The sequence below is a fragment of the Streptoalloteichus hindustanus genome, from assembly GCF_900129375.1.
GTDB classification, from domain to species: domain Bacteria; phylum Actinomycetota; class Actinomycetes; order Mycobacteriales; family Pseudonocardiaceae; genus Streptoalloteichus; species Streptoalloteichus hindustanus.
Genome location: NZ_FQVN01000004.1, coordinates 104,291 through 129,374 on the forward strand (window position 1 = coordinate 104,291; position 25,084 = coordinate 129,374).

The window sequence follows — 25,084 nt, forward strand, 5'->3', positions numbered from 1 at the left end:
ATGTCCCTCGACCACAGCGGACATCTCGGCGGCCCCCCACCCCAGGTCCCGCCGCCGCTCACCGACCGCAACGTCTACTTCACCGGCAAGTTCATGACGGCCAAGGACTTCGCCGCCGACACCGACTACCTGCTCAGCCGGCTTCGCCTGCACAACCGCGTGTTCCACGGCTGGGGTGTCGTCCAGGGGATGGCGGTGACGCACCACCCCAGGGGTGAGTGCAGGAACTGGGCGGTGGTGGAGCCGGGGTGGGCCATCGACCGCCTGGGGCGCGAACTCGTGCTCGCCGCCAGGAAGCCGGTCTGCCTGCCGCTGGGGCCGTCCGCCTGCGGGGACCAGCCGTCGCGGGACAAGCCCTTCCTGCTCTGCGCGAAGTTCGACCAGCAACTCGCGGAGGAGGTCCCCGCCTTCTACGACGGGGCCGCCGACGCGGAGGCGAAGCAGTACAACCGGTACCGGGACGCGGTCGTGCTGAGTCTGGCCGACCTGGACACCACGGACGAGCAACTGGTGCCCCTCGCCCGGATCGTGCCCAAGGGCAACGGGAACTACGACATCGAGCCGGTCCCCACCCCGTTGTCCACGACGTTGACCCGCATCACCCGGATCAACTGGACTCACGGAGGCGACTGGAACCCCGTGCCGGAACTGCGCGTGGACTTCGAGCGTCCGCTCCGCGAGTCGACGGATGCGGGCCGGGGCGTGAACCAGTGGACCTTCCTGGTCGAGTACTCCACTGATCCGAAGGAGGCGCGGAAACCCGTCCCCTTCCGCGGTCCACCGCGGCTCGACCAGAGCACCCGGCAGAGCGCCAGCTACGAGTGGGACCCGGAGTTCCTCCACCAGCTCAAGCCGGGAACCGTGATCCACGTGACCCTGTGCTGCGACTTCCTGGAGGACGAACGCGGGTGCGCGGTGGACGGCACCTTCCTGCTGGGACGACTTCCCAGCGGCAACGGAGCGCCGGGCGGCGACTTCCGGAGCTGGCTCGTGATCGGCGGCGGCCGCGCTGGCGGCGAGGAGCGACGGACATGACGGACATGACAACCCCGAGCACTTCCGCCACCCCCAACCCCACCGATGACGAGGACCCGTCGCAGGGGAAGCCGGTGGCGAGGACGCTCCACGAACTCGCGCGCCCCCTGTTCTTCGCCGGTCAGATGCTGACCGAGGACGACCTGACCGCGCTCGTGACCTGGGTCCAGGACAGGCTCTGGCTGGCCACGCTCCGGCAGGGCTGGGGTGTGGTCAGGGGACTCCACCTGTCGGCCGCCGAGGCAGCGAAGATCAGCGTGGCTCCCGGCTGCGCGGTGACCCCCAACGGGGACGACGTGGTCGTGCCCAAGGCGGAGGTGAAGGATCTCACCAAGGATCTCAGCTCGGTCTGCACGACCGGCCTGTCCTGCGTCGTCGACCTCGTGCTCCGCTACGCGGAGGAGGGGTACCGGCCGGTCAAGGGGCTGCGCGCGCCCGGCACACGCTCCACACAGGACAGTCAGTGCGGTTCGGTGAACGGCGATGGCGGCCAGGGCGGTGGGCAGTGCGACAACTCCCGCATGGCCGAGAAGTTCTGCCTCGAGGCGACCCCGGTGACGGGGAACCCGGAGGACCCTGCCGACTGGACGGCGTGGCAGAAGAGCTACTGCGATGCCGTCCAGCCACTCCAGAAGTCCGTCGACGACGGGTTCCCCGGCACGAGAACTCCCGACGACCGCAGGAAGTGGCTCCGAGCACTGCTGTCCCCACCACCCCAGCGGCACTCCTTTCTCGTCGCGGCCGTGGAGAAAGCCGAGATGACCGACCGGAACTGCCTGGAGCTGCTCCTGTGGATCACCCTCGACCGCCTCGACGGCCTCGTGCGCGGACCCGTTCCCGCCGAACAGATCGGTGACGTCCGACTGGGCCGCGTCTGGCTGACCCGTCCCGACGAGCAGAGTCCGTGGGCGGTGCAGGACATCAGAACCACGGAGCCCTACCGCACGGTGTTCGGTCGTTCCGTGAGCCCGGCTCCCCAGGGCGAGACGAACCTGACTGAGATCGTCGGCGCGGACGTGGACGAGGTCGATCCGCTGCTGGGCCAACGCGGCATCACGGTGTCGGAGTGGGTCGAGTGGGTTCCGGACAGCAACACGAAGCTCAAGGAGATGCTCAAGGAGCCGCTGCGTGCGAAGAAGGGCGCGCTCGTCCGCCTCAGCTACTTCCAGTCGCAGCTTCCCCAGGTCCCGCAACGGCGGTGGATCGTGGGTGTCACCAGCCTCTGACAGGAGGGACGACGTGTCACTACCAGCCCCACGGCATGACCGGCCCCGGTACGTGGAGGGGCAGACGTTGGACGCGGCCACCTGGGAGGGCGAGCGGCACTACCGGGCGGAGGCGCGCGCCGAGCACGACGAGGACGTGCACCCGCACGCCGCGGTGGTCGCGGCGAACGTGCTTTCTCCCACCGGCGCCACCGTCCTGATCGGCAGGGCGAAGGCTGGTGTCGCGTTCGCGGTCGACGTTCCCAGCACCGGAGGTCCCGCGCGCCGACTCAGCCTGGGCGCGGACCAGAACTGCGCGATGACGGGATCTGTGGTCACGAGCGGACTTGAGCTGGGGGGTCAGGGGCCGTTCTCCTTCGGTGAGTGTCAGGCGGCGCCCTCGGGTTCCCAGCCCTGGTGCTGGTACCGGCTCAGAAGGAGCGGGGGAGACGACGACAGCGCGCCACCGAATCCTCAGTGGCGCATCGAACTGCCGACACCGTTGGCGGAAGGGGTCCTGGATCCGAACCAGGTCAGTGTGCGAACCGTCGACTCCGGAGGTGCCCGCGTTCCGGTGCTCAGCGTCAACGCCGGTGGTGTCACCGCTGTCGGCGGAACGCTCAAGGTCCAGGGGATGATCGTCCTCAACTCGCCGCCGGGCACCGCGACGCCGGAGAACGCTCTCCGGGTGACCGTCCAGCCCGCGCAGAGCAAGAAGAACACGCTGGACGTCACGGTGACGATCACGAACGCCGGGCCGCTGCCCGTTCCGGAGGCGTCGGTCGTGGTGACGGTGGCCCTGGCCAACGGAGCGGTGACCAAACTCCTCGGAACCAGACCGAAACTCCCACCGAACGGGACCGCCCTGGTCACGGACACCATCGACGTCGGGGCGAGTGGGCCGGCCCGCGTGGTGGCGAATGTCCTCGGCGTGCTGCCGACCCGTCAGCTCTGCCACGGATGCGGCGTCAGCGAGTGGCAGCTCCAGGAGAACCCCTGACCCTGCCCCGTCTCCCGCGGAGGACACTGTGGACGAGGACCGCATCAAGCGGGTGAGCTACTCGGACGGCCAGTACCTGCGGCTGGAGGACTTCCAGGCCGAGCAGGACTACCACGTGCGCATGCGCCGTCGGCACAACCTCGCCGGCCACACCTGGGGAGTCGTCACCGGCCTGGAACTCCTGGCTGAGCGGGACAAGCTCTCGGTGCAGCCGGGGTTCGCCATCGACGGCTACGGGCGGGAGCTCGTCCTGCTGTCGCGGGCGGACGTGCCGATCCAGCCCAGCGCCGACGAGGTGCGGACCTACGACGTCTGGCTGTACTACTACTGCTACGCGGTCGATCCCGCGCCTCCCGGGTACGCCACCTGCCCGCAGAAGGACGTCCCGTGGTCGAACTACTACCGCTGGGTGGAGGAGCCACGGGTTCTGGTCACTCCCGCGCACGGGCCGCCCAAACCGGACGAGCCGCCGGCGGTTCCCGAGGGCGACCGGAAGTTCGGCCCCGTCCACCCCTCGCCCGACGAGGCCGCCAAGTGGCCGGTTCTGCTCGCCCGCGTGATGGCGGGCGGGCAGACCACCCACTTCTTCGAGATCGACTACAGCTGTCGTCGCTACGTGGGGGTGCGCGCGGGCTCGGTCTGCCACCCGGACGGCACCGTGCGCCTGGATCTCACCCCCACCGGGACCGACCCGAAACGCGACTTCGGGGTCATCCTCCGCAAGGAGGACAAGGACCAGGAACTCCTCGCCGTCAGTGAGAACGGAACACGGTTCCCGAAGGGGATGACGGTCGCCGGCGAGATCAGGGTCGACGGCGGCGCACTGGCCTTCCCCGCTTCGGAGGTCACCCCCACCACTCAGCTCCCGTGGAAGGTGTACACGGCGAAGGAAGCCGCGACCAACAGGCAGGAGCTCCGCGTCGAACTACCTGACGACCGCAAGAGCGCCCTGGTGGTCGGCGCGTGGTCGACCGAGAAGAACTGTTTCGCCCCGCTCCTGTCGATCGGGGCGGACAACACCGTGACCGTCCACGGCACGTTGGTGGTGAACGGCAAGCTGGAAGGGGGAGTGGGAGGCACGCGAGAGGGGCCGGACGCCGTGCCACCCGCGCCACCTGAGGTGTCGCTTTCCGAAGGCATCGCCGACATGTTCGGGGCGTGCCCCGAACTCATTCCGCGGCTCGTCGAGCTGCTGAGGGCGCGACACCCGGCGGCGGCCCAGGTCCTGGCGGAGGTCGTCGGCCAACACGGGCGCAGGGACCCGGGAGCGTGACCGGTGGACGCCCAGATCACGACACTGCACTGCGAATACCTGGCCACCGCCACCGATCCCGCCCTTCCCGAGCGGATTCACCGGATGGTCCGGACAGATCTCGCCGCCGCGCTGGAAGCCGAACTCGCCCCGGTCCTCGGCGCGGACCCGGCCGTGTACCTGATCCGCGACCTGGTCGCCGACGTGCGGCTCGACACCAGGGAACCGAACCTGCCACGCCAGTGGGCGCGGCAACTCGGGTCCGCCGTCGTCGCCGCGCTCACCCGAGCCGGTCGGGACTCCGACAACGTCGTCCGCTTCCCCGACGAGGCCGCCTATCTCGCCTCCTACCTGCTCGCCCACGTCCGGGGATCGGCCGGGAACGAGTGGTACCACCGTCCGCTGGCCCGGTTCCACCGCGCCCCGGTCGGCGTGGTGGTACGCCAGGCGATACCGGCGCACGACCTCCTTCCCGTGCTCGCCGCGCTGTACCGGCGCGGCGCACTGCCCGAGGTCCTGGACGCGGTGGGAAGCGACGTGTTGGCGGAAGTCGCCGCACTTTCCCTGTCCACTGTGGATAGAAGGGTCGAGTCCCCCTCGATCTTGGCCGGGCCGTCCACGACCGACGACGCCCTGGTCGCCGTCGCACTGCGCGTATCCGACGCCTGTTCCTTGTGGACCAACGGACCTCAGCCGGCACTGGCTGCCACCTGGCGTCGGCAATCCTCGACACCGCCCGACTGGCGAAACCCGGACTCGCTGACCGAGGACGTGGCCGACCTCCTGTCGCATCTGGCCGAGACCGGTGCCGTGCGCCTGCCACCGCGAGAGATCCCGGCTTCGCTGCGCGCCGAACTGGAGTGGCTCAACCTGCCGCTCCTGGAAACACGCCTGCGCGAGCGACGCCATGCGCCATTCCGGCTGGAGAGATCGCCATCGGCACAGGATGACGGGCAGCGCGCCCCGAGTTTTCCGCACCGCAGCGGGAAGTTCCGGTGTCGGCCGGCTGGAACCCGCGTTCCACTCGATCCTGGTGGACTGGTCGTGGGGCGTGCTCCGCTGTTGGCCCCGGCCGGCACGCCTTCTCTCTGGAGCCCTGACGCGGTGTGGGAGGCGCAGTGGGGCTCCGTGACCGCGGACCTGGTCGCGATCGCGCGGAGCGGGAAGGTGGACGTGGGTGAGTTGGTCCGTGTCCTCCTCGGTCTCGGTATCCCCGAGCGATGGGCGGTCGCACTGACCCGTGGAGAGCTCACCTGGTCCGAGTTGGCCCGTCGAGCGATTCGTGGTCCCACGTCCCGTGCGGAAACGAGCAGCACCACGTTCCCGTTCCCGGAACCCGACCTGCTCCCGCACGTCGGCCGGTCGCCGGCGAACGAGATGTCCCGCCTGTCCGGGAGCCTTGATCCGACAGGAGTCACGGACTCCGCGATCCCCGACGTGTGGCGACGCGCCTCCAGAACGCACATCCCGTTGTTCGGCGGTGTTTCCCTCGCTTCGGATCGTGCCCTGAGCAGTGACGGACCAGGACCCAACACACCAGGAACGGACGACAGCGTGGCGACGACGACCCAGGAGAAGCCCGACCCGAAACGGGAGAACGCGCCGATCGGCCCGGAGGAGACGGCTGTGCTCCGGGCACTGCTGAACCTCGTCACCGCCGAACCGGGTGCGGTGGAGCTCCGCACCCGCCTCGCGGCGGCCGGACCGGGCCCCTACTCGGTGCTCCTGCTCCGGGCGGCCCTCGCGACTCGACACCCGGGCACGACGTCGAGCGCCTCCGCCGAGGACGCCGTGACCCACCTCATGCGAAGGTGGACCGAGACACTGGTGGCGTCGGCCAGGACGACGTACCCGAGGACGCGGACAGCGGAGTGCGGAGAGCCGGACTCGCGACCACGGCCGCGACAGGTCAGCGGGGGAGAGGCAACGAGCGCCGAAGCACCCGTGCCTGTGGCGGTGGATCGTCACCCACATCGGTTGGCACCGCCAGAACTGTCTACAAGAGACGTCCTCAGTGGACAATCGTCCGCTCCTGAGGGAAGCCGACATCCGCAACCCCCGCAACCGCGAGCGAGCGAGGAGGACAAGCTGGTCGCGGCCCTGCTGTCGGCCAGGACGTCGACCACCGCCGACGCGTCGGACAGCCCGTGCGCGGGCGTGCTTCTCCTCCTCCGGGCCGTCCTGGACCTCCGCCTCCCCGGCATCCTCACCCGCGTCGGGCTCGGGCACCTGCTGACCGCCACGCTGCTCGCCCTCGCCACCCGACTCACCGGGGCGCCACCCCACGACCCCGCCGTGGTGGCCTTCGCCGGAACGCCGGCCGGCGACGTCGAGGAACTGCTCCAGCCCTGGCTGGACCTCCCCGAGGAGGAGTGCGTCGCGCTTGGCGACGCTGTGGTCGAAGCCCTTGTGGCGCAACACGTCATCGACGCCCCGGACCAGCTCGACAGCGGCGCCGCCCTGGCGGAGGGCCGACTCGGCCGCTTTGAGGCGGACCGGACGCTCGGCGTGCTCGCGGTCGCCGTGGTGCGGGCCTGGGCGCGGTGGCTGGGGCGGTTCGCCGGATCGAGCGTGCCCTACCTGGTCGCCCACTTCGCGCGCCGACCGGGGCGGGTCCGGCTGTCCGAACGGGAGTTGGTCGTCGAGCTCGCACCCGGCCCGCTGGACGTGGTCGTGCGACTCGCGGGCTACGACGCTCCGCTCACCACCGTGCCCTGGCTCGACGGGCGAGCCGTGACCTACCGGTTGGAGGCGGCATGACCGAGACCGGCCACCACGACAGCACCAGTCCCCGTTCAGAGGAAGCAGGGTAGGCGGCCATGGGACAGCAGATCATCTTCGGGACCGTCACCGCGACGGGGGAGACGCGGGGCGAGGGTTTCCTCGTCCAGGCGATCGAGAACCGCACCGGGATGCTGGACGTCCTGTTCGTGAACGGCGCGTATTTCCGGGAACCCCCAGCCGTCACCGCGACCCAGCTCTACCCGGATGACCCCGCGACCGTGACGATCGTGAACACCCTGGCGAACCTGGTCGTCCTGGGCGTGACGGAGCGCGGGTTCCGCATCCAGACGGGCGCGCCCAACGGCCACCCGCTGGCCAGGGGCTTCAGCTTCGTCGCCGTCGGATTCTCGCTTGAGTGACCTGCCAGCAGAAGGAGGACCGCGCCATGAGCGACGAGTTGCACTGGGCGATCTTCGACGGCAACGCCTGGAGTCCGAAGGGGCAGATCGGCACCTGCACCACGTCCCACGCACCGGCTCTGGCCGTCTACAAGAACGCGCTGTACTGCGCGTACACCGCGACGGACAAGAAAGTGAACTGGATGAAACTGAACGGGAGCTGGTCGGACCCGGCGCAGATCGCCGACAGCATGTCCAGCGACGCTCCCGCCCTCGCTGTCGCCCAGGACAAGCTCTACTGCGCGCACCGGGGAGCGGACCATGACACGAAGTTGTACTCGGTGGCACTGACCGGCAACACGTGGGAGAGCACGAGGAGCGAGATCTCCGGTGTCGTCTCCAGCCTGGGCCCTGGCCTCGCGACGTACAAGAACAACCTGTACTGCGTCTGCTACGACGACCAGACGAAGAAGTTGGCGACCCAGGTCAGGGATGCGGGCCAGTGGAAGGTGGGACCGGCGCCGGACGGCAGCCCGCAGGGGGCGCCCGCGCTCGCCGCGTACCAGGCACGTCTGTGGTGCGCCTATCCCGGCAAGGAAGAGGGCTCCAGCCTGAACTGGACCACTCTTGTGGGGACATCCTGGCGAGCGGAGCAGGACTTCCCCCAGCACGTCGGTGGATCGAAGCCGGCGCTGTCCGTCTACTCCGGACTGCTGCACTGCTTCCACCTCGACACCGATGGATCGTCGTTGTCCTGGAGCACTTCCCGTGGTGACGGCTGGAGCCAGGACCAGCGCACGGGCCTCAGGTCGAAGAGCGCGCCCGGGGTGGCACCCCTGGCGGACAAGCTGTACTGCGTCTACGTCAACCCCTCCTCACATCCCTGATCCCGACCAACACCGACGACCGGTGACGGGAGGCAGTCGCATGGACAAGGCCGGAAAACAGCACGCCGGACAGGACAGACCGTCCACAGGCGACCGAGGTGGTCTGGTGCGAGGCGTGCTCCAGCAGCCGGGCACCCCGCTCCCCGCACACCTCCGCAGTGACATGGAAAGCCAGTTCGACGCGGATTTCTCCGACGTGCGGGTCCACGCCGACTCGCTGGCGCACCGGTCCGCCAGGGGTGTCGACGCCCTCGCCTACACGTCCGGATCGCACGTGGTGCTCGGCGCCGGCGTCGACGCCACGAACCGCGCGGTGCTGCGGCACGAACTCAGCCACGTGCTCCAGCAACGAGAGGGACCAGTTCCCGGCGTCCCCACCGGGGACGGGCTCGTGATGAGCACGCCTGACGACGCCGGGGAGCGGGCGGCACACGCCACGGCTTCGGAACCGGGGCGCGGGACCACCGGCCGCACCAGTGGCCCCTCACCTGCCACGAGTGCGGGAATGCCGGTCGTGCAACGGATTCGAGAATCACCACGGGAGCGAGTGCCTCGGTACACCCCGGCCGAGCACGTGTTCTGGGCGGGGCCTTCCTACGCCAAGCCGCAGTCCAGGTTCAAGGGTGGAACAGGGGTTGACGTGCGACTCGGGCCAGGCGCGGGGAAGTCCGGTCTGGGCTCCCCGCCCCGGCGTGGTGAGTGCACGGCCGTTGAGGATCTCACCGCGCTCTACAACAAACCCCATCTGTGGATCAAGGGACATCTCCTCAACGACAACGTGGGCGGCCCCGGCGAGTCGAGGAACCTGACCCCGTTGAGCCACAACGCGAACATGGACATGAAGAACAGGTTCGAGAAGCCGGTCAAGGACGCGGTCGACGTGGCGGACTCGCTGGCCGCCGAGACCGCTCCCCAGGGCGGCTACCGGCACAACCGGCTGTGGGGCGTCCACTACCAGGTCGAGGTGGTGGGGCAGAAGTGGCCGGGGGAGAAGAACAAGGCGCTGAAGGCCGTCGGCGAGCGGGTTCGGGCCAGAGCGGAGCTGGTGCACCGGGACCGCGTTCCGGGGGCCGCGGACGAACCGGAGCCAACCAGGCTGCACGGCGTGCTCCCGACGGGTGTCGTCGAGATCGAGTGCGCGCTCGGCGTCGGTCTGCCGACGGGCGAGAAACGAACCGGAGACGGGAGCGACAGCGGGGAGCCGCCTCCGAAGCGGGGTCGCAGCCGGGGGCCGCGCGCCACGAAGACGAGCACACCGTGACTGTGCCGAAGCACGGCGGCTTCGGAGCTCGCGGGCGATCCGGCTCTGGTCGCCGCCGCGGTTTGGCATGATTCCGCAGGTGAGCAGCAGACCCGCCGCGGAGCAGCGCCTGAGTGACCTGGCCCGGCTGCGCCGCGTCCGCGACCGGATCGACCGGGAGTACGCGCAGCCGCTGGACGTCGAGGCGCTGGCGCGCGGCGTGAACATGTCGGCCGGGCACCTCAGCCGCCAGTTCCGGCTCGCCTACGGAGAGTCGCCGTACAGCTACCTCATGACACGGCGCATCGAGCGCGCGATGGCGTTGCTGCGCCGGGGCGACCTCAGCGTCACCGAGGTCTGCTTCGCGGTCGGCTGTTCGTCGCTGGGCACCTTCAGCACCCGCTTCACCGAGCTGGTCGGCATGCCGCCCAGCGCCTACCGGCGCCAGGCGGCGAACGAGACGGCCGGGATGCCCGCCTGCGTGGCGAAGCAGGTCACCAGACCGGTCAGGAATCGAGAAGCACCGACCCGCGAACCCCACCTAGCGTGACCGCCATGGACCTCACCATTCACCAGACCTACCTCCCGCACGACGACCCGGACGCGGCCCTGGCCTTCTACCGCGACGCCCTCGGCTTCGAGCTCCGCAACGACGTCGGCTACAACGGGATGCGCTGGCTCACCGTCGGCCCCGCCGGCCAGCCCGGCACCTCCATCGTCCTGACCCCGCCGGCCGTGACCCCCGGCATCACCGAGGACGAGCGCCGCACGGTCGTCGAGATGATGGCCAAGGGCACCTTCGCCGCGATCAACCTGGCCACCAGGGACCTGGACGGCACCTTCGACCGGCTGGCGGCCAGCGGCGCCGAGGTCGTCCAGGAGCCGACCGACCAGCCGTACGGCGTGCGTGACTGCGCCTTCCGCGACCCCGCCGGCAACATGGTCCGCATCCAGGAGCTGCGCTGACCCGTCCGCCAACCCGGACGACGACCTGGGGCTGCTAGCTTCGAAGAAGACGGCGGGGGCCACCCGATGGGCCCCCGCCGTCGTTCTCTGCCCGCGTCTGTCAGCGCGGGTGTCCGTCGGGAGCCCGCAGGGAGTCGAGCCAGCGCAGGAGGCGGGTTCCCTCGCGGGTCATGACGTCCGGGTCCCGCAGGGCGTTGGCCAGGAGCGACATGCCCTGGTAGGCGGAGATGAGGGTGAGGGCCAGGTCGTCCGGGTCGGGCAGGCCCAGCTCGCGGAACTGGCGTCCGACCCAGTCCAGCAGCCGCCGGATGACCGCGCCGACCTCCGTGTCGAGGGTCCCGTCTGCGCGCTTGTCGAGCTCGACGGCCAGGGTGCCGGTGGGGCAGCCGTAGCGGGCGGCGACATCGCGCTGCTCGACCCACGCCGCGATCAGCGCCTTGAGGCGTTCGCGCGGGTCGGCCAGCTGCTCCAGCTGGCCGGTGAGTTGGTCCAGGTGCGCGCTGTGCTCGGACAGCGCGGCCTGGACCAGCTCGTCCTTGGTCTTGAAGTAGTAGTACACGTTCCCGACAGGGACCTCGGCCGCACGCGCGATGTCGGCGAGGGTGGTGCGTTCGACCCCCTGCTCGTGCAGGACCCGGGCCGCCGCCGCCGTCAGCCGCCGGCGCTTCTGCGACGCCCGCGCTCGCCGATCCCCTGAGTTGGTCACCCAACTGACTATAGACAGCCACCCGTGAACGCGTGCTACCGTTCTCTCAGTCAGTCAGCTAACTAACTTTGTGGGGACGACATGATCACGGTGACGGGTGCGACCGGCAACATCGGGAGGACCTTGGTGGGCCTGCTGACCGAGGCGGGTGAGGAGGTCGTGGCCGTGTCGCGGCAGCCCCAGCCCGCCGGACCGGCGGCTGGTGTCCGGTGGGCCCAGGCCGACATCGGGACCGGCGTGGGCCTGCGGCCCGCCCTCGAAGGGGCCCGCGCTTTGTTCCTCCTGATGGGCGGCGAACTCAACAGCCGGGGCGAGAGCCCGGCCGCGCTGGTCGACATGGCGACCGAAGCCGGGGTCGAGCGGATCGTCCTGGTCTCGTCGCAGGTCAGCGCCACCCGCCCCGAAGCGCTCTCGCACGCCCGCCTGCGGGAGTTCGAGGCGGCCGTGCGGGCGTCCGGACGCGACTTCACCATCCTGCGCCCCGGCGGTTTCGCCTCCAACGCCTTCGCCTGGGCCGAGACGGTCCGCGCCCAGCGCACGATCTTCGCCCCGTTCGGGGACGTGGCACTGCCCGTCATCGACCCGGCGGACATCGCCGCGGTCGCCGCGGCCGCACTGCGCGAGGACGGTCACGCGGGCCGCGCCTACGAGCTGACCGGCCCCGAGCTGATCAGCCCGCGCCAGCAGGCCGCGGTCATCTCGGAGGCCCTGGGCGAGGAGGTGACCTTTGTGGAACTGTCCCGTGAGGACGCTCATGCCCGCATGGCGCGGTTCATGCCGGAGCAGGTCGTGACCGGCACTCTGGACGTGCTCGGCGTCCCGCTCCCCGCGGAGCGGAGGACGAGCCCCGACGTGGAGGCCGTCCTCCACCGCCCGGCCAACTCCTTCGGCGCGTGGGTGGCGCGCAACCTCCCGGCGTTCCGGTAAGTCCGGCACGGCGGGGCTCCCGGTCCGCTGGCGGTGATCAGTCGCCAGTGGACCGGGAGCCCCGGGGCCCGCCTGATGGCGTTCCGGCCTCGGTGGGGTGCGTGGCCGGAGTGCGCCACGAAGGGGCGCGGCGGTCAGTCGAGGATCTTGGCGCTCTCGATGACCACGGGCTGCTGCGGGACGTCCTTGTGGCCCTGGCTGGTGCCGGTGCGCACCTGCTTGATCTGGGTGACGACGTCCTGGCCCTCGACGACCCGGCCGAAGACGGCGTAGCCCCAGCCGTTCGGGTTCTTCGCCCTGAAGTCGAGGAAGTCGTTGTCGGAGACGTTGATGAAGAACTGGGCCGTGGCGGAGTGCGGGTCGCTGGTGCGCGCCATGGCCACGGTGTGGGTGGTGTTCTTCAGCCCGTTGTCCGCCTCGTTCTGGATCGGGGCGAGGGTGGGCTTCTGCTTCATCTCCGGGGTGAAGCCGCCGCCCTGGACCATGAACCCGTCGATCACGCGGTGGAAGATCGTGCCGTCGTAGTGGCCGTTGCGGACGTAGGTCAGGAAGTTCTCGACGGTCTTGGGCGCCTTGGCGTCGTCGAGCTCGAGGACGATGCGACCGAAGTTCGTGGTCAGTTCAACCTTGGACATGGGGAACATCCTTTCTGATGGGTCTGGACCTCCCCGCCCCGGGTACCCCCAGCCACATGATCGTCAGCGGTCGGCGACACCCTGGTTGACCAGCGGAGACCGACTCTCATCACCCCTTTCCGGCGTCCTCCGGCCGGGCCCCGCCGGTGCTGGCCGACCGGACGCGCGTGCGCTGATCGGATGATCCTGGTTGTGGCGCGGGAGCGGTGGGGGTGGGATGGAACGGCGTGGCGTCCGCCGCTGGGGGTGGTTCGATCAGCCAGGCCGCGGCCGCGCCTCGCGCTGCCGGCCGCAAGGACCAGGTTCCCGCCTGGCGCCCTGGACTGTTCGCCGAGGTGGAGTGGTGATCGAACTCGCGAGCGGAGTGACCGTCGAGGCCAGGGGCGGGTGGGAGCTGCCCTGGGGGCCGAGACTGGGGCTCCGCGACCGCACCCTCATGGTCGGGCCCTACGGGAGCCCGATGGTGTACGAGGACCACGTCGCGGGGACGGTCGGGAGCGGGCGGGAGTGTTGCCCCGACGGCGACGAGCTGAGGTTCGAGCGGGGCGGCGGGGACCTGGTCAGCGTCTGCCTCCGCATGCCGGAGACCACCACCGAGCGGGACTGCTCGGGCTGGCTCGCGGCACCCGCGCGCTCGGCGCGCCTTCGCCTGCCCGGTCCGTGCCGGTTCGTCCTGGAGCGCACCGACCAGCGGTGGATGTCCGGGGACGGCGACGTGTTGCTGTGCCTGCGGAGCGCGGAGCCCCTCGGCTCCCGTGGTGAGCGCATCCGCATCGCCCAGCACGTCGACCTGCTGGCCGCCGACGACCGGTTCGCCGGGTGGGCGGTGGAGCACCCGGAGCGGTTCCTGGTGTCGGACTGGGAACACCCCTCCGCCGAGCCGCCGGACCGGGACCTGGCGGTGCTGCTGCGGGAGTACGTCCAGATCATGACCGCCGGGAACGTCGAGCTGCTGCGGGACGGCGACCCCGGTGTCCGGCGGTTGTTCGAGGACCTGAAGTCCAAAGTGGACGATGCTGCGGGCGCCACGGCGAGGCGGAAGGTGCTGCGGGACAGCATCGACAACGTCCTCGGCGCCTTCTCCGGCACCTGACCACCGCCCCGGCTGCGCGATGGCGCCCCGCGGCGCGGGTCCGGCTCTTGGGGTAGCCGGACCCGCGTCGTGGAGCTGGTGGCCAACCTGGCGACCTCGGCCGCGACACCGGCCGTGGCCTGTGCGGCAAGGCGCGTCAGTCCAGGCAGAACTCGTTGCCCTCGGGGTCGGCCATCACGATGAAGCCGCCGCTCAGCGGGGGAGCGGGCTCGGAGCGGCGGACCCGCGTCGCGCCCAGCGCGACGAGCCGGGCGCACTCGGCCTCCAGCGCCGCCATCCGCTCCTCGCCCCGCAGCCCGGGAGCCGCGCGGACGTCGAGGTGGACGCGGTTCTTGGCGACCTTGCCCTCCGGCACCCGCTGGAAGAACAGCCGGGGGCCGTGCCCGTCCGGGTCCTCGACGGCCGAGCTCGTGCCGCGCTCCTCCTCGGGCACGCCGATCCGGGCGAGGAAGTCGTCCCACGCGGCCAGCGGGTCGGCGCCCTCGGGCAGGTCGACCCCGGGCGGTCCGGGGTGGACGTAGCCCAGCGCGTCGCGCCAGAAGGACGACAGCGCGCGCGGGTCGTGGGCGTCGAAGGTGATCTGGATGTGGCGGCTCATCGGGTCGCTCCGTTCGGGTCGGGGTTCGTCTGTGACATGACCCTGACACCACTGGAGGACAGGATCGGTCCGCTTGTCTGGCAGGGTGGCGACATGAGCGAGACGCGGGCTGACGAGCGGGGGACGACGGAGCGGGTGCTCACCCTGCTCGGGCTGTTGCAGCAGCGCCAGGTCTGGACCGGCCCCGAGCTCGCCGACCGGCTCGGGGTCACCCCGCGCACGGTGCGGCGCGACGTCGAGCGGCTGCGCGCGCTCGGCTACCCGGTGCACGCCACCCACGGCATCGGCGGGGGCTACCAGCTCGGCCCGGGTCAGGACCTGCCGCCGCTGCTCCTCGACGACGAGGAGGCGATCGCCACCGCGGTCTCGCTGCTCGCCGGGGCCGGCGGCGCGGTCGCCGGCGCCAGCGCCGCCGCGCTCCGCGCGCTGACCAAGCTCGACCAGGTGCTGCCCGTCCGGTTGCGGCACGAGGTGCGGGCGCTCTCCGGGGCGGTGGAGTCCTTCGGCGGAGGCGGCCGCGCCCCGGTCGAGCCCGAGGTGCTCATGACGCTGGCCAGAGCCTGCCGCGACGAGGTCGAGGCCGGCTTCGACTACCCGTCCGGGGACGGGGTGCGCCGGCGGCGGGTCGAGCCGCACCGCCTGGTCGCCTCCGACCGGCGCTGGTACCTCCTCGCCTATGACCTCGACCGCGACGACTGGCGCAGCTTCCGCGTCGACCGGATGACCGAGGTGTCCGCGCGGACCTGGCGCTTCCGCCCGCGCGCGGTGCCCGACGCGGCGGCGTACGTGCAGGAGGGGGTGGCGAGCCGGGCCTACCGGCACCAGGCGCGCTTCCTCGTGCACGCGCCGGCGGAGACGGTGCGCGCGCAGGTCCCGGCGTCGGCGGCCGTCGTGCGCCCGCGAGGAAGCGAGCGCTGTGAGGTGCTCAGCGGTGCCGGCAGCCTCGACTTCGTGCTCATGCACGTGCTCCTGCTGGGGCACGACTTCGAGGTGCTCGACCCGCCGGAGCTCGGGAGGCGTTGTCGCGTGCTGGCGGAGAGGCTGCTGGCGGCCGGTGCGACGGCCTCAGCCGTGTCGGGCACGGGGGAGTCGGGCACAGGGGAGTCGTGACACCGCGTCCACACCAGCACTGACCAGCGCTTCTGCTGCCTCGGCGCGCTGCCTGCCGCAGGTCCACTCCGTTCTCGGCGTGCAGCTCGCCCAGCAGACCCGCTGCCAGCGGGCCGAGCTGCGCGGCCAGTGGGGCCGGTTGCGGTCCGGCCAGGGTGACCGCCACACCCATCCCGCGCGCGGTCGCGGCGATCTCGGCGCCGAGCACACCGTCCCCGACCACCACGAGCCGCGAGCAGGACAGCAGCGCCGAGCGAAGCGCCAGCGCGTCGTCGAGCGTGCGGAGCACGTGGACACCGCGAAGACCAGCCTGCCCGGGCAGAACCCGAGGCCGCAGTGCGGACGCACGGCGTGACAGGCAGGCCCACATCTCGTGCCGCGCTTCTGCGGTCCAACCCTTTCACGGCGCTCCGCGCTGGATGTCAAGAACCGGTCGTCCGCTCCGACCTGTCTGTGACAACGCCCGCGCGGTGCGCGGGCTCCGTGGTGACCTGGGAAGGAACCGTCGTGAACGACACGATCCCGGCCAGGGCCGGGCGGCGGGAGTGGACCGCGCTCGCCGTGCTCGCCCTGCCGACGCTGCTGGTCTCCGTCGACGTCTACGCCCTGCTCCTCGCGCTTCCCCACCTGAGCGCGGACCTGGGCGCGAGCAGCACCCAGCAGTTGTGGATCACCGATGTCTACGGGTTCCTGATCGCCGGGTTCCTGATCACGATGGGCACGCTGGGCGACCGGATCGGGCGGAGGAGGCTGCTGCTGGTCGGGGCCGCCGCGTTCGGCGTCGCCTCTGTCGTCGCCGCCTACGCGACCAGCCCGGCGATGTTGGTCGCGGCCCGCGCCGCGCTCGGCGTGGCCGGCGCGATCCTGGCGCCGTCGACCATCTCGCTGATCCGCACCCTGTTCCGGGACCCCCGGCAGATGGGACTGGCGATCGGGCTGTGGGGACTGTGCTTCTCGGTCGGCGCGGTCATCGGCCCGGTGGTCGGCGGCGCGCTGCTGTCGCGGTTCTGGTGGGGCTCGGTCTTCCTGCTCGGCGTGCCGGTGATGGCGCTGCTGCTCGTGGTCGGCCCGGTCCTGTTGCCCGAGTACCGCGACCCGAACGCCGGGAAGCTGGACCTGACCAGCGTGGCGCTGTCCCTCGCCGCCGTGCTCCCGGCCGTGCACGGCCTCAAGGAGCTGGCCAAGACCGGCTGGCGCGCCTCGCCCGTCGCCGGCATCGTGATCGGGGTCGTCTTCGCCGTCCTGTTCGTCCGCAGGCAGCGGCGGCTGGAGCACCCGCTGCTCGACCTGCGGTTGTTCGCCAACCGGTCGTTCAGCACGGCGTTGGGCGCCATGATGTTCGGCACGCTGCTGACCGGCGCGGTCATGCTGTTCATCACCCAGGACCTGCAACTGGTCGAGGGACTCTCCCCGCTCGCGGCCGGCCTGTGGATGATGCCCGCCATCGGGGCGAACACCGTGTCGTTCGTCGTGTCGCCGATCCTCGCCCGCTGGTTCCGGCCCGCGCACCTGATCGGCGCCGGCCTGGCGGTCTCGGTGTCCGGCCTGGTCGTGCTCACCCAGACCGACACGACATCCGGGCCGACCACCCTCGCGACCGGATTCGCGTTGATCTTCCTCGGCTCCGGCCCGCTGGTGACGCTGAGCATCCACCTGATCATGGCGTCCGCGCCGCCGGAGAAGGCCGGCTCCGCCGCCGCGCTCAACGAGACCAGCGGCCAGTTCGGCTTCGCGTTCGGGCTCGCCGCGCTCGGCAGCATCGGGACCGCCGTCTACGACAGCCGGTTCGCCCCACCGGCCCAGGTTCCGGCCGGAGCCGCCGACGCCGCGCGCGGCAGCCTCGCCGACGCGGTGGTCGCCGCCCGCGACCTGCCGCCGGATCTGGCGGAGGCGCTGCTCGCGCCGGCGCGGGAGGCGTTCGTCAGCGGTCTGCACCTGGTGAGCGCGCTCAGCGCCGCGATCCTCGCGGTCGTCGCCGTGCTGATCGTTCGCCTGCTGCGCGCCGTTCCCCCGACCGGCGCCCCCTCGACCGGCGAGCCATCCTCAGTAGACAGTCCACATCAGACGGACAGTGTGGACACGATGGTCGCGCCGGCCAGGTGATGGTCCGGTCACCTGTGGAAAGCCGGCTGGGCAGGGTGATCGCGGACAGGGCCTGCGGGCGGACCGGAAGGCACCCGGGGTCCGTCGGGATCGGGTGGGGCAAGACCGCCCTGCCCGATCAGGGCGTGGTGGATCTGGCCACGCTGGCCATGTGCTGGGAGAACACGCCTAGCTGTGCCATCTCCTGGCTTTGGCTCCTCGCGGTCAGGCTTGGCGAGCGCGGGACGCGAGGCGATCGGCGAGCGCGGTGACGAGGTCGCGCAGTTCGTCGGGGCGCTCGATGACGAACGGCCGGTCGAGGGAGGCGAGTACCGGAGGCAACCAGTCGAGCCGCTCCGCCCGCAGCCCGACGCGCAACCAGCGCTCGGTCGCCTGATCCTGGTCTGCCGCGGGCTCGTGCTCCTCCAGGCTCGCGATGCTGGCGGGCAGGTGGGCGCGGATCTGCTCCACCGTGCCGTGGATCCGCAAGGTCACCTCATGCCGGTACTCGGCCCTGGCGAACGCTGACAACACGCGCTGTGCCGGACCGGGACCCCCGGGCGCTTCGAAGGAGCCGGGCAGGGTCCGCGCGTCCGCGATGCGATCGAGCCGGAAGGTTCGGTCCTCGCCGATCTGGGCGTCCTCGCCCGTGACGTACCACCGGCCCGCGTGGGCGACGATCCCGTACGCGTGCAGCGTGCGTTCGCTGCGCCGTCCGTCGCGGTCGGTGTAGCGGATCGAGACCGGTCGGCGGTGGCGCACCGCGTCGGCGATGGTGAGCAGGACTGCGCTGTCCGGGGTGTCGAACTCTCCGGGTTGTTCGGTGAAGGCGAGGGATTCCAGGAGTGTGTCGAGCCGGCGGGCGATGTGCTGGGGCAGCACCCGCCGGATCTTCGCCGATGCCGTCTCGTTCGCCGTGCGCTGCGTCGTCGTCAGCCCCGCTCGGCGGCCGGCGACCAGGCCGAGCAGCACGGCCAGCGCCTCGTCGTCGCTGAGCATGAGCGGAGGCAGGCGGTAGCCGGGAGCGAGCCGGTACCCGCCGTAGCGGCCGCGCACCGACTCCACGGGCACGTCCAGGTCGATCAGCTGGTCCACGTACCGCCGCACCGTGCGCCCTTCGACGCCGAGCCGGTCGGCCAGTTCGGCCACCGTCCGGGTGCCGCCCGACTGCAGCAGCTCCAGGAGTGTCAGCACGCGGGCAGTGGGTCGGGGCATGGGCACAACCTAACGCGATTACAGGACCGATTCTGTCCACTATTTCTCCTAGCCTGCGCGGTGCACGCCTTCAGCACAGCCGAGGAGATCCCCATGAAGTTCGTCTCGATCCGCGTCATCACCAGCGATGTAGCGCGCCTCGTGGAGTTCTACGAGCGAGCCACAGGGGTGCGGGCGACGTGGGCCACTGAAGAGTTCGCCGAACTGAACATCGCGGGTGCCACCCTCGCGATCGCCGGCGCCAGCACCGTTCCGCTGTTCGCCCCGGGCTCTGCCCGCCCGGCGGACAACCACAGCGTGATCACCGAGTTCCTCGTCGACGACGTGGACCGCGTTCACCAGGACCTGACCGGCTTCGTCACCGATTTCGTCACCGAGCCCACCACGATGCCCTGGGGCAACCGGTCGCTGCTGGTCCGCGACCCCGACGGCAACCTCGTCAACTTCTTCACCCCCGTCACCCCGGCGGCCATCGAGAAGTTCGCACGCTGACGCCACACGCAGCCGCCCACGCGGGAGCACTGTCGCGTGTGGACGGACCCGTCAGGAGGGCGGGTCCGCCGCCGCGAGCCGGTCGGCTCGGGCACGCAGGTAGCGCTGCTCGGGCAGACTGGCGGTGCGATCGGCCGCGAGCAGGTAGTGCTCCCGCGCGGCCGTGGTGTCTCCCGCGAGCTCCAGCAGGTGGGCGCGGGTGGCCGTGAGTCGGTGGTGCTGAGCCATCCGCTCGTCGGCGGACAGCTCCGAGACCATGGCCAGGCCGGCCTCCGGGCCGTCGGTCATGGCCACCGCGATCGCGTGGTTGAGCGTGGCCATGGGGTTCGGCGCGATCCGGCACAGCACCCGGTAGAGGAACCTGATCTGCGGCCAGTCGGTGTCCTCCGCGCGCGGCGCCTGTGTGTGCAGGGACGCGATCGCCGCCTGGAGCTGGTACGGGCCGAGCGGCGAGCGCAGCATCGCGTCGGTGACCAGCCGGACGCCCTCCTCGATCATGGCGCTGTCCCACCGGGTCCTGTCCTGCTCGGCCAGCGGGACCAGACCGTCCTCGGCGTCGGCGCGGGCCGCGCGGCGGGCGTCGGTCAGCAGCATCAACGCGAGCAGGCCGGCCACCTCGCCGTCGTCGGGCAGCGCGCGGTGGATGGCGCGGGTGAGCCGGATGGCCTCGGTGGCCAGGTCGGGTCGGTGCAGGTCGGGGCCGGAGCTCGCGGTGTAGCCCTCGTTGAAGATCAGGTAGAGCACGTGCAGGACGGCACCCAGCCGCTCGGCGGAGGCCAGTCCCCCGGGCCTGCCCGACGTCGTGTCCGCCGCCGTGCCCGACGCGGCGTCCGATGCCGTGTCCCACGTCGTGCCGGCGGCTCGAAGCCGTCGCTTGGCGCGGCTGATGCGCACCGCCATGGTGGCTTCGGGCACCAGGAAGGCGCTGGCGACCTCGGCCGTGGTCAGACCACCGACGGCGCGCAGGGTGAGGGCGACCTGCGAGGCCGGCGTCAGCTCGGGGTGGCAGCACAGGAACAGCAGGGTCAGGGTGTCGTCGTGGTCGCGCGGGCTCCGCTCGCCAGGGCCGGGGTCGACCAGCGCGTCCGGCGGTTCCCGGTTCGCGCTGGTCACCTCCCGGTCCCTGCGGGCCCGCTCGCTCCGGATCTGGTCGACGACCCGCCGGGAGGCGACCGTGACCAACCAGCCGCGCGGGTGCTCCGGCGCGCCGTCCGCCGGCCACTGGACCGCCGCCGCCAGCATGGCTTCCTGGAGCGCGTCCTCGCAGGTGTCGAAGTCGTGGTACTTGCGGAGGAGTGCGCCGAGGACCTGCGGCGCGAGCTCCCGCAACAGGCGGCCGAGGTCCTCGGCGTTCACGTCACCTCTCCGTTCCGGCGGCCGGTGTCACCGACCGCGCCTCGATTACGGGGGCGACATCCCCGTTCGCCCGAACCCCTGTACGGCGCGGTCACCCGGCCGACGACGCCTCGGCTCCCGCCGCGAACACCACCGGTCGGACCTCGACCCCGAGTCCCTCCACGCTGGCGTCCGGGATCATCGCCGCCAGCTCGAAAGCCCGGTCCCGGCTCGCGCACTCGACGAGGTAGTAGCCACCGAGGTACTCCTTCGCCTCAAGGTAGGGGCCGTCGCTGACCGCGGGCACACCGTCGCGAACGCGGACGACGGCGCTGGCGGTGGGGTCGGCCAGCCCGGTCGTCCCGAGCAGCTCGCCGGACTCGCGGATCGTGTCGATGAACCCGTCGTGGCCCTTCATCACCTCGTTGCGCTCGTCCTCGGTGAGGCTCTCCCAGATCCGCGGGTTCATGTGCATGATCAACAGGAACTTCACGTCGTCTCCTCCGCCGTCGGCGCGCCCCGGTGGCGTCGCTCGCTCAGTGGTCGTCGCCGAGCGCCCGATCTTGACATCGCCGGGCCCTCGGTCGTGGCGCTGGTCCGTTCGAGTGGTTCCGGCCCGCTCCGGTCCAGGTCAACAGCGGCTGTCGGTTGACTGCCGGTTCGGAGTCGGGAGCACCGAGGAGGGGAACCCATGACGTCCCAGGGGGAACGGGCCGGGGTGGCCGACGTCGTCCGCGACGTCGTCGCCCGGGTGGCGCCGGAGGAGATCCCGATCGTCGACGGGCTCGACGCCCTGGGCGCCGACACCGCAGCCCGGCACTGGGCGAAGGCGGGCGCGCGCCGGGAGCCGCTGGGGTTCGGCCTGGGCGACGCCGTCGTGGTCGTCACGCCGATCGTGTGGTGGGCCGTCGAGCACGTCGCCGGGCGGCTGGCCGAGTCGGCCACCGACGGTGTGGTCAGCCGCGCGCGGCGGCTGTTCCGGCGGCGGAAGGCGATCCCCCGCGTGGTGGACCTGCCGCTGACCCCCGAGCAGTTGGCCGAGGTCCGCCGGAAGGCGCTGGAGGCCGGCGCGCGGCAGGGCCTGCCGCCGGAGCGGTCCGAGGAGATCGCCGACGCCATCGTCGCGCGGCTGGCTCTGCGCGACGCCGAGCCGGAGTAGGCGACCGTGTCCAGGGTGGACGAACGGGTCCTCGGCCCCGGCACCACCGTCCGGTTCGCGCTGCTGTTGGTGCTGCTGGTGGTCGCGTCGGTGGCGCCCGCGTCGGACTTCGCGTCCCGGACGACGGAGTCGCACTCCTGGGCGTGCGCGCTGGCCGCCGGGTGGGACCCCGACGGCGGCGACCTGGCCGAGATGGCCGGCCTGCTCAGCCAGCCCGGCCCCTACGAGTCCTGCCTCGCCCGGCACGCGCCCCGGCCGCCGTGGTGGCTGCCGCTGCTGGGACCGGTCGTGCTGGTCGCGGCCGCGACCGCGTTGTTCTTCGCCATCGCGGCGTGGAAGGCGCGCCGGGTCGTGCCGGTGCGGCGCGTGGACCGCGACGGCGACCTCACCCGGGTCCTCGACGACCTGGTGGCCACCGCCGGGCTGACCAGGGCGCCCGCGTTCGTCGTCGACCCGACCGCCACGTCCACCGGCGCCGTCGTGTTCGGCCGTGACGGCAGACCGGTCGTGAGCCTGCACGGCGGGCTGCTGGTGCGCCGCCACACCGACCCGGCCCGGTTCCGCGCGGTGGTCCTGCACGAGCTGGCGCACGTCCGCAACCGCGACATCACCCTCACCTACGCGACTGTCGCGCTGTGGCGGGTGTTCCTGGCGTTGGTGCTGCTGCCCGACACCGTGTGGTTGGTGTGGCAGCTCGTGGAGGGCGGGTCCTCACCGCTGCGGTCGTCCTACCTGCCCAGCGTCACGCGCGGGATCGTGCTCGCGGTCGTGCTGGTGCTGCTGGTGCACCTCGCTCGGGCGGACGTCCTGCGCACCCGCGAGGTCCACGCCGATCTCACGGCGCTGAGGTGGGGCGCGGACCGCCGCGGCTGGGAGGTGGCCGACACCCCCTCGGTCGGCGGCGCGTTCGCCGAGCTGTGGCGCACGCACCCGCGCTGGGACCTGCGGCGGGCCTCGCTGGACGACCCGGCGCCGCTGTTCGGCGTGCGGGCGCTGCCGATGTTCCTCACCGGGGTCGGCGCCGCGCTGATCTACGGCTCCGCCTGGCAGTACCTCAAGCACTACCGGATCGCCGGGTGGTGGGCCGACCAGGTCGTCGCGCTGCTCGCGTCCGCTCTCGTCACGGGCATCGCGGGCATCGTCCTGTGGCGCGCGGTCGCGCACGCGCGGCTGACCAACGTCGACGGCCCGACCGGCGTGCGCGCCGGGCTGTGGCTGGGCACGGGGGTGCTCGCGGGGGAGCTGGTGGGCGGGCAGAACGTGATCCACAGCTGGGTGCCCGCCCGCTGGTGGTTCCTGTCGTTGATCGTGGTGGCGGGCGTGGCGTTCACCTGGTGGATCGCCCAGTGCGCCCGGTTGTGGGCCGGGACGTGGCCGGGGCGCACGCTGCGCGCGCCGATGCTGCTGGTCCTCGCCGCCGGGTGGGTGGTGCTGTCGGCGTGGTTCGCGTGGTGGCGCGGTGGCGGTGCGCTGCTGGTGGTGGGCTGGCCGATCGACACGGACGCGATGGTCGCGCAGTTCCAGCGCATCTCCCCCGGGACCGGACCCGCCTGGCTGGTGCGGGACATCGCGGTGGCCATGCCGATGGTGGCGACCGTGTCGAAGGTGCCGCTCCTCCTCGTCGCCGTGACCCTCGCGTGGGCGGTGCCGCTGCTGGCGTGGACGGTCCGGCCGGGGCCGCTGCGATGGGTGCGCGAAGCCGTCGCCGACGCGCCCGAGCAACTCCCGCAGCCGCTGCCACCGTTGCGGCGCGTCGTGCTGCCCGGCGTGCTCGGGGGCGCGTTGGCCGCCGTGGCGCTGCTCGTGGGCCGCGACCTGCCGGAGCTGGAGTTCGTCGCCGCCACGTTCGTCGCCGCCACGGCCGCCGCCCTCCTCGCCGCCCTCGTCGCCCCGAGTCGCCACCGCCTGCCCGTCGTCCTCGCCGCCGCCCAGATCGCCGCCCTGTGCGCCATCGCGGTCGGCGCGCTCGTCCGCTCCTGGTCGGTCCTGAGCCCGATGATCACACCGGCCCTCGCGCTGGCCGCCGTGCTGGCGGTGGGCATCGCCGTTGGCCGTGCCGCGGCCCGCCGCCTCCGACGACGGCGCTCCGCCTTGTCTGTGTCTCCTCCGCCTCACCGCGTTGTTCCTGTGCGACCGCGCCGCGCCGTGGTGGCCGTGCTCGCCACGGGCTCGCTCCTCACCGCCGGAGTCGAGATCACCGCCGACGCCGCACGTCCGTCGGGCTCCCTCGTCCCCGGCCCCACCCCCACGGCTTCCGCGTCCTCGGCCCGGGTCACGCGGATGCAGCTCGCCGCCTGGTCCGCGGTCGGCGGCCACGCGATCCTCGCCCGCGTCACCAGCGGCACGACCTGCGACGCGGCCGCCACCGCAGCCCGGGACGCCCAGGCGTTCTTCCGCGTTCCCGACCCGCGTCTCCGTCCTTTGTGGAACACCGTCGTCACGCGCTCCGACCGCGCCCGCACGCACTGCCCCACCAAACCCGAGATCGGCCTCGCGTGGGCGCGTGCCGCCGCCGTCGCCGCGACCGCCCTGCGCGCCGGCCTGGCCGCCGTCCACCGGGGCGAGGATCCGGTCACCACCGTGCCCGAACCCGGCGACGCCCTGGGCCTCGCCCAGTGGGCGGACCAGGGCGCGCGCGACCTGCTGTCCCGCTTCGGCACCACCTCCCGTCGCCTGTTCGCCTACATCGACCAGGTCCAGGGCCGGATCGAGCCGACCACGCTCACGTCGCACTGCGCCGAGGTGTCCCGAGTCGGGCAGGACGCGCAGGGCTTCTTCCGCGTCAGCGACCCGGGGGTGCAGGAGCGGTGGGACGCGTTCGTGAAGTCGAGCAACGAGGCGGGGTCGCGCTGCACGCGGTCGATCGCGGACGTGGACGTCGCAGCCCTGCGCACCGCACTCCAGGAGATCCAGCGGCTTCGGCGGGTCGCGGTCTGTCTGGAGAACAGGATTCGCGGCTCGGTCGATTCCTGTTAGTCGCACGGTGGCTGCGCGGGCTGTGCGGGCGGCCCGGTCAAAGACGGTT

The 25,084-nt window shown here is 71.8% G+C and carries 23 protein-coding genes and 1 pseudogene; 17 read left to right on the forward strand and 7 right to left on the reverse strand.

Annotated features, from left to right (window positions below):
* The 10 genes from BUE43_RS13360 (at position 1) to BUE43_RS13405 (ending at position 10,707) form a co-directional block, all read left to right on the forward strand.
* Complete coding sequence (locus BUE43_RS13360; protein WP_073482938.1) at positions 1-1,035, forward strand: hypothetical protein; 1,035 nt, start codon at positions 1-3, stop codon at positions 1,033-1,035.
* Positions 1,032-2,261: a hypothetical protein gene (locus BUE43_RS13365; protein ID WP_073482940.1), complete on the forward strand. Its 1,230-nt coding sequence runs from the start codon at positions 1,032-1,034 to the stop codon at positions 2,259-2,261. Before BUE43_RS13360 ends, BUE43_RS13365 begins: the two co-directional genes overlap by 4 nt.
* Before the next feature lie 13 nt (positions 2,262-2,274).
* Positions 2,275-3,240 (forward strand): hypothetical protein, encoded by a 966-nt coding sequence (locus BUE43_RS13370; RefSeq protein ID WP_143174147.1) that lies wholly within the window; start codon positions 2,275-2,277, stop codon positions 3,238-3,240.
* A gap of 28 nt (positions 3,241-3,268) precedes the next feature.
* On the forward strand, positions 3,269-4,513 hold the full coding sequence (locus BUE43_RS13375; protein ID WP_073482943.1) for a hypothetical protein: 1,245 nt from the start codon (positions 3,269-3,271) through the stop codon (positions 4,511-4,513).
* 3 nt (positions 4,514-4,516) lie between these two features.
* Positions 4,517-7,252 (forward strand): hypothetical protein, encoded by a 2,736-nt coding sequence (locus tag BUE43_RS33440; RefSeq protein ID WP_073482945.1) that lies wholly within the window; start codon positions 4,517-4,519, stop codon positions 7,250-7,252.
* 59 nt (positions 7,253-7,311) lie between these two features.
* The gene (locus tag BUE43_RS13385; protein ID WP_073482947.1) at positions 7,312-7,635 is read left to right on the forward strand and encodes a hypothetical protein; all 324 of its coding nucleotides are present in this window, start codon (positions 7,312-7,314) and stop codon (positions 7,633-7,635) included.
* 26 nt (positions 7,636-7,661) lie between these two features.
* Positions 7,662-8,501, forward strand: a complete 840-nt coding sequence (locus tag BUE43_RS34170) for a hypothetical protein (protein ID WP_159447729.1) — start codon at positions 7,662-7,664, stop codon at positions 8,499-8,501.
* Positions 8,502-8,607: 106 nt separating this feature from the next.
* Entirely contained in the window at positions 8,608-9,762 is a 1,155-nt protein-coding gene (locus BUE43_RS13395) for an eCIS core domain-containing protein (RefSeq protein ID WP_159447730.1), read from the forward strand.
* Between the two features lie 67 nt (positions 9,763-9,829).
* Positions 9,830-10,291 carry a helix-turn-helix transcriptional regulator gene (locus BUE43_RS13400; RefSeq protein ID WP_083959656.1) on the forward strand — a complete coding sequence of 154 codons (462 nt, stop codon included), beginning with the start codon at positions 9,830-9,832 and terminating at the stop codon, positions 10,289-10,291.
* A 5-nt stretch (positions 10,292-10,296) separates the two neighbouring features.
* A complete protein-coding gene (locus BUE43_RS13405; protein ID WP_073483798.1) occupies positions 10,297-10,707 on the forward strand; it encodes a VOC family protein in 411 nt (136 codons plus the stop codon).
* A 100-nt stretch (positions 10,708-10,807) separates the two neighbouring features.
* Here BUE43_RS13405 and BUE43_RS13410 read toward each other — a convergent pair whose 3' ends face one another.
* On the reverse strand, positions 10,808-11,413 hold the full coding sequence (locus BUE43_RS13410) for a TetR/AcrR family transcriptional regulator (protein WP_073482954.1): 606 nt from the start codon (positions 11,411-11,413) through the stop codon (positions 10,808-10,810).
* A gap of 81 nt (positions 11,414-11,494) precedes the next feature.
* Here BUE43_RS13410 and BUE43_RS13415 point away from each other — a divergent pair, with 81 nt between their 5' ends.
* Positions 11,495-12,340, forward strand: a complete 846-nt coding sequence (locus BUE43_RS13415; RefSeq protein WP_073482956.1) for an SDR family oxidoreductase — start codon at positions 11,495-11,497, stop codon at positions 12,338-12,340.
* Between the two features lie 134 nt (positions 12,341-12,474).
* Here the strand turns inward: BUE43_RS13415 and BUE43_RS13420 are convergent, their stop codons facing one another.
* The gene (locus BUE43_RS13420) at positions 12,475-12,975 is read right to left on the reverse strand and encodes a peptidylprolyl isomerase (RefSeq protein WP_073482958.1); all 501 of its coding nucleotides are present in this window, start codon (positions 12,973-12,975) and stop codon (positions 12,475-12,477) included.
* Positions 12,976-13,318: 343 nt separating this feature from the next.
* Between BUE43_RS13420 and BUE43_RS13425 the strand changes: the two genes are divergently transcribed.
* The gene (locus tag BUE43_RS13425) at positions 13,319-14,068 is read left to right on the forward strand and encodes a hypothetical protein (protein WP_143174148.1); all 750 of its coding nucleotides are present in this window, start codon (positions 13,319-13,321) and stop codon (positions 14,066-14,068) included.
* Between the two features lie 136 nt (positions 14,069-14,204).
* On the opposite strand, the gene BUE43_RS13430 is transcribed toward BUE43_RS13425, so the two are convergent.
* On the reverse strand, positions 14,205-14,666 hold the full coding sequence (locus BUE43_RS13430) for a VOC family protein (protein WP_073482962.1): 462 nt from the start codon (positions 14,664-14,666) through the stop codon (positions 14,205-14,207).
* Positions 14,667-14,759: 93 nt separating this feature from the next.
* Between BUE43_RS13430 and BUE43_RS13435 the strand changes: the two genes are divergently transcribed.
* A complete protein-coding gene (locus BUE43_RS13435; protein ID WP_073482964.1) occupies positions 14,760-15,776 on the forward strand; it encodes a helix-turn-helix transcriptional regulator in 1,017 nt (338 codons plus the stop codon).
* 55 nt (positions 15,777-15,831) lie between these two features.
* Here BUE43_RS13435 and BUE43_RS34695 read toward each other — a convergent pair.
* A pseudogene (locus BUE43_RS34695) lies at positions 15,832-16,122 on the reverse strand (FAD-dependent oxidoreductase); the annotation flags it as partial.
* A gap of 161 nt (positions 16,123-16,283) precedes the next feature.
* Here BUE43_RS34695 and BUE43_RS13445 point away from each other — a divergent pair.
* The gene (locus BUE43_RS13445) at positions 16,284-17,879 is read left to right on the forward strand and encodes an MFS transporter (protein WP_073482966.1); all 1,596 of its coding nucleotides are present in this window, start codon (positions 16,284-16,286) and stop codon (positions 17,877-17,879) included.
* Positions 17,880-18,083: 204 nt separating this feature from the next.
* On the opposite strand, the gene BUE43_RS13455 is transcribed toward BUE43_RS13445, so the two are convergent.
* Positions 18,084-19,073, reverse strand: coding sequence for a helix-turn-helix transcriptional regulator (locus tag BUE43_RS13455; RefSeq protein ID WP_073482970.1), 990 nt, complete (start codon positions 19,071-19,073; stop codon positions 18,084-18,086).
* Positions 19,074-19,166: 93 nt separating this feature from the next.
* Between BUE43_RS13455 and BUE43_RS13460 the strand changes: the two genes are divergently transcribed.
* Entirely contained in the window at positions 19,167-19,565 is a 399-nt protein-coding gene (locus BUE43_RS13460; protein ID WP_073483802.1) for a VOC family protein, read from the forward strand.
* Between the two features lie 51 nt (positions 19,566-19,616).
* Here BUE43_RS13460 and BUE43_RS13465 read toward each other — a convergent pair whose 3' ends face one another.
* Together BUE43_RS13465 and BUE43_RS13470 are read right to left on the reverse strand one after the other, a co-directional pair.
* Entirely contained in the window at positions 19,617-20,921 is a 1,305-nt protein-coding gene (locus BUE43_RS13465; protein WP_073482971.1) for an RNA polymerase sigma factor, read from the reverse strand.
* A gap of 91 nt (positions 20,922-21,012) precedes the next feature.
* A complete protein-coding gene (locus tag BUE43_RS13470; protein WP_073482973.1) occupies positions 21,013-21,393 on the reverse strand; it encodes a YciI family protein in 381 nt (126 codons plus the stop codon).
* A 198-nt stretch (positions 21,394-21,591) separates the two neighbouring features.
* Between BUE43_RS13470 and BUE43_RS13475 the strand changes: the two genes are divergently transcribed.
* Positions 21,592-22,059 carry a hypothetical protein gene (locus BUE43_RS13475; RefSeq protein WP_083959657.1) on the forward strand — a complete coding sequence of 156 codons (468 nt, stop codon included), beginning with the start codon at positions 21,592-21,594 and terminating at the stop codon, positions 22,057-22,059.
* A gap of 15 nt (positions 22,060-22,074) precedes the next feature.
* Positions 22,075-25,035 carry a M48 family metalloprotease gene (locus tag BUE43_RS13480; RefSeq protein ID WP_143174150.1) on the forward strand — a complete coding sequence of 987 codons (2,961 nt, stop codon included), beginning with the start codon at positions 22,075-22,077 and terminating at the stop codon, positions 25,033-25,035.
* The last annotated feature ends 49 nt before the right edge of the window (positions 25,036-25,084 follow it).

Coding starts and splice junctions, on each gene's coding strand:
- BUE43_RS13360 (WP_073482938.1), top strand. CDS start 1: ATGTCCCTCGACCACAGCGGACATCTCGGCGGCCCCCCACCCCAGGTC.
- BUE43_RS13365 (WP_073482940.1), top strand. CDS start 1,032: ATGACGGACATGACAACCCCGAGCACTTCCGCCACCCCCAACCCCACC.
- BUE43_RS13385 (WP_073482947.1), top strand. CDS start 7,312: ATGGGACAGCAGATCATCTTCGGGACCGTCACCGCGACGGGGGAGACG.
- BUE43_RS34170 (WP_159447729.1), top strand. CDS start 7,662: ATGAGCGACGAGTTGCACTGGGCGATCTTCGACGGCAACGCCTGGAGT.
- BUE43_RS13400 (WP_083959656.1), top strand. CDS start 9,830: ATGATTCCGCAGGTGAGCAGCAGACCCGCCGCGGAGCAGCGCCTGAGT.
- BUE43_RS13405 (WP_073483798.1), top strand. CDS start 10,297: ATGGACCTCACCATTCACCAGACCTACCTCCCGCACGACGACCCGGAC.
- BUE43_RS13415 (WP_073482956.1), top strand. CDS start 11,495: ATGATCACGGTGACGGGTGCGACCGGCAACATCGGGAGGACCTTGGTG.
- BUE43_RS13420 (WP_073482958.1), bottom strand. CDS start 12,975: ATGTCCAAGGTTGAACTGACCACGAACTTCGGTCGCATCGTCCTCGAG.
- BUE43_RS13430 (WP_073482962.1), bottom strand. CDS start 14,666: ATGAGCCGCCACATCCAGATCACCTTCGACGCCCACGACCCGCGCGCG.
- BUE43_RS13435 (WP_073482964.1), top strand. CDS start 14,760: ATGAGCGAGACGCGGGCTGACGAGCGGGGGACGACGGAGCGGGTGCTC.
- BUE43_RS13455 (WP_073482970.1), bottom strand. CDS start 19,073: ATGCCCCGACCCACTGCCCGCGTGCTGACACTCCTGGAGCTGCTGCAG.
- BUE43_RS13460 (WP_073483802.1), top strand. CDS start 19,167: ATGAAGTTCGTCTCGATCCGCGTCATCACCAGCGATGTAGCGCGCCTC.
- BUE43_RS13475 (WP_083959657.1), top strand. CDS start 21,592: ATGACGTCCCAGGGGGAACGGGCCGGGGTGGCCGACGTCGTCCGCGAC.